This window comes from Corynebacterium sp. HMSC14H10, assembly GCF_001807105.1.
In the GTDB taxonomy this organism is placed as follows: domain Bacteria; phylum Actinomycetota; class Actinomycetes; order Mycobacteriales; family Mycobacteriaceae; genus Corynebacterium; species Corynebacterium jeikeium_D.
Genome location: NZ_KV787431.1, coordinates 1 through 9,741, shown reverse-complemented (window position 1 = coordinate 9,741; position 9,741 = coordinate 1). Strand labels below are relative to the sequence as shown.

9 protein-coding genes are annotated in these 9,741 nt (G+C 59.1%); 8 read left to right on the top strand and 1 reads right to left on the bottom strand.

The annotated features are described in order from the left end of the window. The 6 genes from infB to HMPREF3135_RS07050 all read left to right on the top strand — a co-directional run. Nucleotides 1-2,376 (top strand): translation initiation factor IF-2 (infB, locus tag HMPREF3135_RS07075; RefSeq protein WP_083280634.1); only part of this gene is annotated, 2,376 nt, incomplete at its 5' end. Nucleotides 2,377-2,396: 20 nt separating this feature from the next. Beyond that, nucleotides 2,397-3,125 carry a hypothetical protein gene (locus tag HMPREF3135_RS07070; protein WP_048733528.1) on the top strand — a complete coding sequence of 243 codons (729 nt, stop codon included), beginning with the start codon at nucleotides 2,397-2,399 and terminating at the stop codon, nucleotides 3,123-3,125. 361 nt (nucleotides 3,126-3,486) lie between these two features. After that, on the top strand, nucleotides 3,487-3,918 hold the full coding sequence (gene rbfA / locus HMPREF3135_RS07065; RefSeq protein ID WP_016422588.1) for a 30S ribosome-binding factor RbfA: 432 nt from the start codon (nucleotides 3,487-3,489) through the stop codon (nucleotides 3,916-3,918). A 42-nt stretch (nucleotides 3,919-3,960) separates the two neighbouring features. Further along, a complete protein-coding gene (locus HMPREF3135_RS07060; RefSeq protein ID WP_049170820.1) occupies nucleotides 3,961-5,022 on the top strand; it encodes a DHH family phosphoesterase in 1,062 nt (353 codons plus the stop codon). Between the two features lie 55 nt (nucleotides 5,023-5,077). Further along, complete coding sequence (locus tag HMPREF3135_RS07055) at nucleotides 5,078-6,403, top strand: MATE family efflux transporter (protein ID WP_049170943.1); 1,326 nt, start codon at nucleotides 5,078-5,080, stop codon at nucleotides 6,401-6,403. Further along, nucleotides 6,382-7,095 carry a 4'-phosphopantetheinyl transferase family protein gene (locus HMPREF3135_RS07050; protein WP_049170823.1) on the top strand — a complete coding sequence of 238 codons (714 nt, stop codon included), beginning with the start codon at nucleotides 6,382-6,384 and terminating at the stop codon, nucleotides 7,093-7,095. Before HMPREF3135_RS07055 ends, HMPREF3135_RS07050 begins: the two co-directional genes overlap by 22 nt. Before the next feature lie 16 nt (nucleotides 7,096-7,111). Here the strand turns inward: HMPREF3135_RS07050 and truB are convergent, their stop codons facing one another. Beyond that, nucleotides 7,112-8,098 (bottom strand): tRNA pseudouridine(55) synthase TruB, encoded by a 987-nt coding sequence (gene truB / locus HMPREF3135_RS07045; RefSeq protein WP_016422592.1) that lies wholly within the window; start codon nucleotides 8,096-8,098, stop codon nucleotides 7,112-7,114. A 64-nt stretch (nucleotides 8,099-8,162) separates the two neighbouring features. Between truB and HMPREF3135_RS07040 the strand changes: the two genes are divergently transcribed. Next, the gene (locus tag HMPREF3135_RS07040; RefSeq protein ID WP_042388641.1) at nucleotides 8,163-9,158 is read left to right on the top strand and encodes a bifunctional riboflavin kinase/FAD synthetase; all 996 of its coding nucleotides are present in this window, start codon (nucleotides 8,163-8,165) and stop codon (nucleotides 9,156-9,158) included. Nucleotides 9,159-9,299: 141 nt separating this feature from the next. Beyond that, nucleotides 9,300-9,569, top strand: coding sequence for a 30S ribosomal protein S15 (gene rpsO / locus HMPREF3135_RS07035; protein WP_016422594.1), 270 nt, complete (start codon nucleotides 9,300-9,302; stop codon nucleotides 9,567-9,569). Nucleotides 9,570-9,741 lie beyond the last annotated feature (172 nt).

Below are 9,741 nucleotides of genomic sequence, written 5' to 3'. Positions count from 1 at the left end.
GCGGCAAAGCCGGGTGCCAAGCCAGCTGCACCGTCCCGTTCGCCGAAGCCGGGACAAGAAATGCCACGCCCGCCGAAGCCTGCTGGCCCGAAGCCAGGGCCGAAGCCAGGCGCACGCGCACCGCGTGTGGCGAACAACCCATTCTCGACCGGCGGATCCTCCCGTCCGGCACCGCGGCCGTCCAACATGCCGCGTCCGCAGGGTGGAAACGGCCGTCCGGGCCCGAAACCGGGAGCACGCCAGGGTGGCCCTCGCCCGCAGGGTGGACAGGGCCGCGGTAATAAGCCGAGCGGCAATCGTCCGACTCCGGCAATGATGCCTTCGCACCCGAACCCGGGGCAGATGCCTGCAAAGGCAAGCCGCGGTGGCGGTGGCGGTGGCTTCGGCGGCCGTGGTCGCGGCCCGGGTGGCCCGGGTGGCGGACCGCGCGGTGGTCGCGGCGGACGTCGCGGTGGAACTGCAGGTGCATTCGGGCGACCAGGAGGCGCCCCGCGTCGCGGACGTAAGTCGAAGCGTCAGAAGCGCAACGAGTACGAGGCAATGCAGGCACCATCCGTGGTAGGCGGCGTTAAGCTGCCCAACGGTAAGGGCACGACCATTCGCCTCGCACGTGGTGCATCCCTGTCTGACTTCGCTGAGAAGATTAACGCCGATGCAGCATCGCTGGTCCAGGCGTTGTTCAACCTCGGCGAAATGGTGACGGCAACTGCATCGGTCTCCGACGAGACCCTGCAGCTGCTCGGCGACGAGATGGATTACAAGGTCCAGGTCGTCTCGCCTGAGGATGAGGACCGCGAGCTCCTCGAGTCCTTCGACCTCCAGTTCGGTGAGGACGAGGGCGACGATGAGGACCTGGAGCAGCGCCCGCCAGTGGTAACTGTGATGGGTCACGTCGACCACGGTAAGACGCGCCTGTTGGACACGATTCGTAAGGCCAACGTCGGTGGCCACGAGTCCGGTGGTATTACCCAGCACATCGGTGCCTACCAGGTGCCGGTGGAGCTCGACGGTGAGAAGCGCAAGGTTACCTTCTTGGATACCCCGGGTCACGAGGCGTTTACCGCCATGCGTGCTCGTGGTGCCAAGTCGACCGATATCGCGATTCTGGTTGTTGCAGCTGATGACGGCGTCATGCCGCAGACGGTTGAGGCTATTAACCACGCCAAGGCCGCTGATGTGCCGATTGTCGTTGCAGTCAACAAGATTGATAAAGAAACTGCAGATCCGCAGAAAATTCGTGGTCAGCTGACTGAATACGGTCTCACTGACGAAGAGTGGGGCGGCGACACTATGTTCGTCGATATCTCCGCTAAGCAAGGTCTCAACATCGATCAGCTTCTCGAAGCAGTGCTGTTGACTGCCGATGCTTCGCTGGATCTGCGCGCCAATCCGGATATGGACGCTCAGGGTGTCGCCATTGAGGCTCACCTTGACCGTGGCCGTGGTCCGGTGGCAACCGTTATCGTTCAGCGCGGTACGTTGCGCGTCGGTGATTCCATCGTTGTCGGTGACGCATATGGTCGTGTTCGCCGCATGGTCGATGAGTACGGCAACGACGTCGATGAGGCCGGTCCTTCCCGTCCGGTTCAGGTGCTCGGCCTGACCTCCGTACCGGGTGCTGGTGACAACCTCCTGGTTGTTGACGAGGATCGTACGGCCCGCCAGATTGCAGACCGCCGCGACGCACGTCGTCGTAATGCGCTGCAAGCACGTCGTCGCAAGCGCGTCTCCCTGGAGAACCTGGACGAGATCCTGAAGGAGACCAACACCCTCAACCTGATCCTGAAGGGCGACAACGCCGGTACCGTCGAGGCACTGGAAGAAGCCCTGCTCAAGATCGAGGTCGACGACGAGGTCGCACTGAACATCATCGACCGTGGTGTCGGTGCTGTTACTCAGACCAACGTCACGCTGGCTGCTGCGTCTGACGCCGTCATCATCGGCTTCAACGTTCGCTCCGAGGGTAAGGCCACAGAGGTTGCCAACGCTGAGGGCGTTGACATCCGCTACTACACGGTGATTTACCGTGCTATCGAGGATGTTGAGGCTGCTCTGAAGGGCATGCTCAAGCCGGTCTACGAGGAGAAGGAGATTGGTCGTGCAGAGATTCGCGCCATCTTCAAGTCCTCCGCAGTTGGCCTCATCGCCGGCTGTATGGTCGAGTCCGGCAAGGTCCGCCGCAACGCGAAGGCTCGCCTGGTTCGTGACGGCAACGTCATTACGGATTCGGCGACTATCGAGTCGCTGAAGCGAGAGAAGGACGATGCTACCGAGGTCGCAGCCGGTTACGAGTGCGGTATGGTGCTGTCTTACCCGGACATCCAGGTGGACGACGTTATCGAGGTCTACGAGATGGTCGAGGTTCCGCGCACGTAGCAACGTAAGCTAAACACTGCGTGAACTTTGATAAGGCGCTCCCTTCGGGGAGCGCCTTTTTGCGTATCGTGTTCGTTATGGGCTTCAAAACTAATCTCTTTGCACTCTCAGATGAACTGCCGCGAACGAATATTTTGAATTATCCTCCTGCGAGCGCAGAGGAGACTCTTGCGCAATTGGACAAGATTTGGCCAGGGAAATTCGCCTTTGATTCCGAAGAAACCATTGAGGATGGTCATAATTGGTACTTCCACGCGGTAGCGTTTGGGCCAACGCTGCTTTTCGGGACCGACGACGTATACGACCTTATTGAGGACCCAGCGTTGGCGAACGATCCTCGCGAAAGTTGGTCACTGTGCATCAATAGTGTTGTCGATTTCTGCCACTATAAGACTCCTACCAGGGAATTAGAAGCAAGCTGCGAAGACTATGATTTTGACATGCAGCGGTTTTTCAGCTCTGGACGACTGTTGGATTTTGAGGTACCGTTCGCTAACGGTGAACACGTCGAGGTACTACATCCGACGGATGTGGCTGAATGGGAACAAACCCATGGCAGTGTGGCGCCCAAGGATAAAAATGGTGAGGTAAGTTACCTTTTCCATCCGCTGGAGCTAGGTAATGCTGCGGTTAAATGGATTTTCGGCATCGAGGGAGAAACACCATTGCAGGATAGTGTGATGGATTCACTGCCTGACTGCTCCCATGTTAATGGGTTACCGATGTACAACTTCGTGGAGCGCCGTTAAGAGCGTACGGGTAGGCTGCGTTTCAGCTGCGCAATTCCGTAGTAGCGACTCCCCATGCCGTCGATGACATCGATGGTGGTGGCAGTGTTGTCGTGATGATTAATGGGTTAATAACAAAGGGCGAGCGTGCGGCGAAGCAATTGACTGCACTCGGTAAACGGGTGCGGGCGAAGTCGCGAAACATGCGGTTCGAAGTTGAGTAGTGTTTTGCGTGTTAGTATTAGCAGTCCTTTGTATTGAACCGTTTTGCCGGATCCCAAATGGGTCTTTGTCAGCGAAGGGGCACTTCAGGCCCCACGCTAAATGGGGTCTAGCTACGAATCGTTACGCACAGGTAGAGATAGATAGGGAGTAGCCAAAAATGGCAGATCCAGCACGCGCGCGCAGGCTGTCCAAGCGTATTCAGGAGATTGTCGCCAGCGCAATTGAGCGTGAGATTAAGGACCGGCGGCTGGAGTTTGTGACTATCACCGACTGCCGCGTCACCGGCGATTTGCACGACGCCACAGTTTTCTACACTGTGCGCGGACGTACGCTCGACGAGGAACCGGACTACGAGTCGGCAGCAGCAGCGCTGGAAAAGGCGAAGGGGCAGCTACGTTCCCTGGTCGGTCGTGGCACCGGTGTGCGCTACACACCGACGCTGGCTTTTGAGGTTGACACGGTGCCGGAGATTTCCGCGCACCTTGAGGAGCTGCTCGATAAGACTCGCGCGCGCGACGCGGAATTGGCTGAGCAGGCTAGAAACGCAAAGCCCGCAGGCGATGCCAACCCATACCGCGACGAGGAGTAAAACTCTCCACCGGCCACATCTATCGATGAAAGGGGCACCCACGTGACCACTTCTCCGCAGGCTCAGGAGCAGGCAGCTCACCAGCTTTCCCAGGCGATTAATCGCCGCATGTCCAAGCCGATTCAGCAGATGCAGGATATGCTTGCCGACGCCAAGAAGGTCGGCGTCATTGCCCATGTTCACCCCGATGCGGATGCGATTGGTGCTGCATCTGCGATGGTCATGGCACTTGTACAGCGTGGCATTTCGGCTGTAGCCAGCTACGGTGAGAGCGATTTGCCAGCCAAGTCGCTGTTGACCATCCCCGGATGGGAGCGATTTGTCGAGTACACGGACTTGGATGAAGACATTGACACGTGGGTGACTGTCGACTGCGCAAGCCCGGGGCGCCTCGGTGCGCTGGAAGATCGCGTGATGGCCTCCGACCGCGTTATCAATGTTGACCATCACGCGACCAACACTCGCTTTGGGTCCGTCAACATGGTTGACGAACGCGCAGAGTCCTCGACCATGGTGCTCCTGGACTTCTTTGGTGTCTGGGGTATCAAGCTGACCACGCCGATGGCTCATGCTCTCTATGCAGGGCTGTTGACGGACACCGCATCGTTCCAGTTCGGCCATTCCCGCATGCACACTGCAGCGGCGCGCCTGCTGGATAAGGGGCTCAATCCGCGCACGATTGGTGCACAGCTGCTGGAAGAACATCCGTTTGCCTACCTTCCATTCCTGGGCAAGGTGCTTTCCACCGCGACATTGGTGCCCGAGTGGGGCGACGGCGCTGGCCTAATCCACGTCGTCATTGAGCACGACCAGACCGCCGAAGTTGGCCACGATGAGATTGAATCGGTCGTGGACATTGTGCGTACGACTAATGCGGCCGACGTCTGTGCCGTGCTTAAGGAGTATGAGCCAAACCAGTGGGCCGTCTCGCTGCGTTCTCGCGAGCTTGTCGATGTCTCCCAGGTCGCCCTGGAAATTGGCGGCGGTGGCCACGAGCGTGCCGCCGGTCTGACTCGGGAGTGCAGCAAGGATGAGCTGCTGCAGGCCATCCTGGACACCAGCGATGTCGCAGCCCAGGCACGCCGAGGCACGAGCGAGGCCTAGGGGATTGTCGGACTCGCGAGAAACTCAGGAGCGCACTGAGATTGAGCAAACTGGCATAGAGCGAACCGGGCACAGTGCGAAGTCAGATGTCAGCCTTCGCGCAATCGTTTCGCTGGCGCTGCCAGCGTTGGGTGTTCTTGCCGCGCCCGCACTCTATGTGCTGCTGGATACGGCTGTCATTGGTCGGCTTGGAGCTGTCCAGCTTGCGGCGCTTGCCGCTGGTTCGACGGTATTTTCCGTGGTAACTACGCAGCTCACTTTCTTGGCTTACGGCACGACCGCCCGATCAGCGCGAGCCTTTGGCAGGGGCAACGTGGACGAGGCGGTTGAAGAGGGATTGCAAGCGACGTGGGTCGCCATCTTTGTGGGCCTTAGCCTCTTTGCCATCATCGTGGGGTTGGCACCAGTATTTACCGGTTGGTTAGCTCCTCATCCGGAGGTCGCTCATGATGCCGGGCAGTGGTTGCGAGTTGCTGCCTTCGCCATTCCGCTGACGTTGATTGCGCAGGCTGGAAATGGTTGGTTGCGCGGTATCCAAAACACCCGCGCGCCGCTGCTATTTGTGCTCTCAGGCCTTGTTCCGGCCGCCATTGTGATTGTGCCGCTGGTCCGCGCCTTCGGCCTCGAGGGCTCTGCGCTGGCCGTTCTCTTCGGCGAATTGATTACCGGCGGACTGTTCCTCCGCAGTCTTTTCAAAGAGTGCTCTAGCCGCAAGCTTTCCATGCGCCCGAATGGCGCCATTATCAAAAGCCAGCTGGTCCTCGGCCGCGATCTCATCGTTCGCTCCTTGTCCTTCCAGGTAGCGTTCCTCTCCGCCGCAGCGGTTGCTGGCCGCGTTGGGCCGACCACGCTCGGTGGGCACCAGGTCATGCTGCAACTGTGGAACCTGATTTCGTTGGTGCTCGACTCGCTAGCGATTGCTGCACAGACGCTCGTCGGTGCAGCGTTGGGCGGTAGCTCCACGGCCGTTGCCCGCTGGACTGGCAAGCGCGTGACGGTCTGGTCAAGCGTCATTGCCCTCGGCCTAGCGGCTGTTTTCGCAGTAGGTAATGCCAGCATAGTCCGCATTTTTACCGACGCAACAGGCGTGATTGACGCAGTCACCGCCGGACCATGGTGGATTCTTGTCGCAATGATTCCTATCGGCGGTGTCGTCTTCGCGCTCGATGGCGTGTTGCTCGGCGCCGGCGACGCAGCCTTCCTCCGTAACGCCACCGTTAGCGCGGTCCTGTGCGGATTCCTCCCACCGGTCTGGCTGGCGCAGGCATTTGGCTGGGGGCTGACCGGCGTGTGGTGCGGTCTCTTGGCCTTCATGATTCTGCGACTAATCTTTGTCGCTACCCGTTTCCGTGGAGAGAAATGGTACGGCATCAGCGCATGAGTGTGCTTGCCGACGTCCAGGAGTATCTGGCCAGGCATTTGCCCGCCGGTAGCCGGCTAGTTATTGACTCCAATGCCGAGCGTCCGTTTAGTGATGCGGAATTGCAGCAGCTCCGTAGCGCTGAGTTGAGGCTGTCTGATAGTGCAGCACCTGTTCGAATCCGTGATTTCACCCGAGGGCGCCTCGCTGCGCATGAGGCGGTGCAACGGCTAGGAGAGCCTGCCCCACATGGGATTGGCATGTCGACCACCGGAGCGCCGCTGTGGCCGCGAGGAGTCGTGGGGTCAATTAGCCATTGCGACGGGGCCGTGGCAGCCGTGTCCGCGAGCGCTGAACAGCTGCAGGGGATTGGCATCGATGTCGAGGTCGAGCAGACTCTAGAGTTAGGAATCATCGAGGCAGTCTTGCGCACTGACGAAGCACGCCTTGACCCGCTGGTGCAATTTAGCGCCAAGGAATCAATGTACAAACTCTGGGAGCCGATAGTCGGGCAGTGGCTAGACTTCGACGAAGTCTCCGTCCAACTGCGAAAGAAACGGATAGCAGCGCGAGGTTTTTCCCGAGGACTCACAGGCGGACCTTTACAGCTAACGTTTCACCGTGAGATTCCCGACGCCTTCTGCGGAGTAAAAGGCTTCTGGGCTCGCGGTGCAGGCATCGTTGCAACCGCGGTGTGGCTCGAGCAGTCTTAAAATCCTTGAGAGGTAGTCACAGCGTGGCCGGGCGCACCACGAAGACCGTCTTAGCCCGTTTGCCAGATTCTGTGAGCAGCGCCGGAACCTTTCCCGTTGGTGACACCGCCGCATAGACTCCAGGTTTTCCGATCGGCTCCAGCCACTTGCCCTGAGCCAAATCAGCCGCCTGCTGTTCAGTAATTTCGCGGGTATCAAAGCAACGCAGGCAGGCCTCGTCCAGACTCATCGGCAGCAAGGAAGCGGCGCGCTCCGGGACTGGGCGTCGCATCTCCGCAATTTCTGGATGGGCGGTGTCGAACTGCTCGGCCTTCGCCGTGAGCTCGTCGATAGTCAACGCCTCATCAATAGTGAAAACGCCGGCGGCAGTACGCCGCAGAGCAGTGAGATGACCACCGACTCTCAGTGCATCCCCCAAGTCACGAGCTAGGGCGCGGATGAAAGTGCCGGCAGAGCAGTCGACCTCCACGTCGATATCGATGCACTCCCCGGGGCGCGAAGGATCGGAGTCGTGGCGGATGTCCAGAACCTCATAGCGGGTGATCGTCACTGGGCGCGCAGGGATATCGACCTTCTCACCACGGCGGATGCGCTCGTAGGCGCGGACACCGTCAATCTTCACCGCTGATACCGCCGCGGGTTTTTGCATGATTGTGCCGGTGAACTTCGCAATTTCCGCTCGAACCATTTCATCAGTCACCGATGCCGCCGAGGATTCGGAGAGCAACTCGCCTTCGGCGTCGTCGGTAAGCGTGGCAGCGCCGAGTCGAATGGTGGCTTGGTAGGACTTCGTGTCGGCGTGGACATGTGGCAGGAAACGGGTGCCGCGGCCGATGCCGAGGACGAGCACACCGGTGGCCATTGGGTCGAGGGTACCGGAGTGGCCGACCTTCTTGGTGCGGAAGATGCGACGGAGTTTGCCCACTACATCGTGGCTTGTCCAGCCTTGGGGCTTGTCGACGATAACAATGCCGGAGTCTGCAATCGGATCGAAGTCGGTCATAGACGCAATCCTATGTTGCGCTATATGCGGTGTGTTAAACGGTGACCAGTTACACTGGCTCTTTGTGGAGATTTGGTATGGCTTGGACAATGCACCCGAAGACCTGGGGGACACGGTCGTAACCATCGGAGTGTTCGATGGTATTCATCTTGGGCATAAGCGCCTGATAGCTGCTGCGGTCAGTGACGCTCGCGCTCGTGGCGTGAAGTCGCTGTTGATGACTTTCGATCCCAATCCCGTAGCGCTGTTTGCCCCGGATAAGGTGCCGCCGGCACTGTCCACCGTGTCCCGTCGCGCCGAGCTGGCAGAAGCGGAGGGAATCGATGCCATGCTTGTCGTGCCTTTCGACAAGAACTTCTCCAGCATCCCCGCAGAAGACTTTGTACGCACCGTTGTCCGCGACAAGCTGAATGCACAGGCCGTCTTCGTTGGCCAGAACTTCACCTATGGGCAGAAGGCCGCAGGTACCGCCGAGACTATGCCGGAGCACGGCTGTAAGTGTGGGGTCGACGTCACCATCGTCGACCTTCTCGACGTCACTGCCGCGGACTCGACCGAACGTGTTTCGTCGACACGTATTCGCGGTTTGCTTGCCGACGGTGCGGTGTCCGCAGCCGCCTCGTGTCTCGGGTACTTCTACCGTGTCGATGGTGATGTTCTTCCAGGTCAGGGGCGTGGAGGAGCGCAGCTGGGCTTTCCGACCGCCAATATTGACTTCGCTGAGGGCCTGGCAATCCCGGCTGATGGTGTCTACGCGGCATGGTTCACGGTTCAGCCGACGGCAGCCCGCCCGGAGCCGGACCCGAAGGGCGATATCGAGTTTGGGGTGCGCTACCCAGCGGCCGTGTCGGTGGGCACTAATGTGACCTTTGGAGACACTGATCGAACGGTCGAGGCCTACGTGATTGACCGTCATGCGGACCTCTACGGCACCGCTGGGCAGGTTGAGTTTGTCGACCGGATTCGCGGCATGGAGAAGTTCGACTCGGTCGAGGAGCTCATTGACCGGATGAACCAGGACGTGGCAGACACCGAAGCCATTTTGGCTAAGACCGATTAGCTGTTAAAGTAAAACGTCGGCTGTGACTGCGGTCCACAAGCAGTTGCGAGGAACCAGTTGCCAGACGCTGTTTGGTTCCGGGAAAGCCGAGAATGTGGACTGAAAAAACGACCATAATTTGATTCAAGGAGTTAGATTTACATGGCTTTGAACACTGCAGAAAAGGCTGAGATTCTCAAGGAGTTCGGCCTGCACGAGACCGACACCGGTTCCCCGGAGGCTCAGGTTGCACTGCTGACCGCACGTATTCGTCAGCTGACCGAGCACCTGAAGTTCCACAAGCACGATCACCACTCCCGTCGTGGTCTGCTGCTGCTGGTCGGTCGCCGCAAGGGCCTGCTGCAGTACCTGCAGGACAACGACGTTGAGCGCTACCGTAAGCTGATCGAGCGCCTGGGTCTGCGTCGCTAAGGTTCTCCTTAAGGTCCTGTTTGTCAGAGCTTCATTGGTGTAAGTTGCTCTGTTAATTCAAGGCTTTTAAGCTTTTTAGACTCGCCGTTTGGGTTTCCATTGGATGGAAGCTCACGGCGGGTCTTTTTTTTGATCACTTGTCGTTGTGGGTTAAGTGACAAAAAGTGTGTCC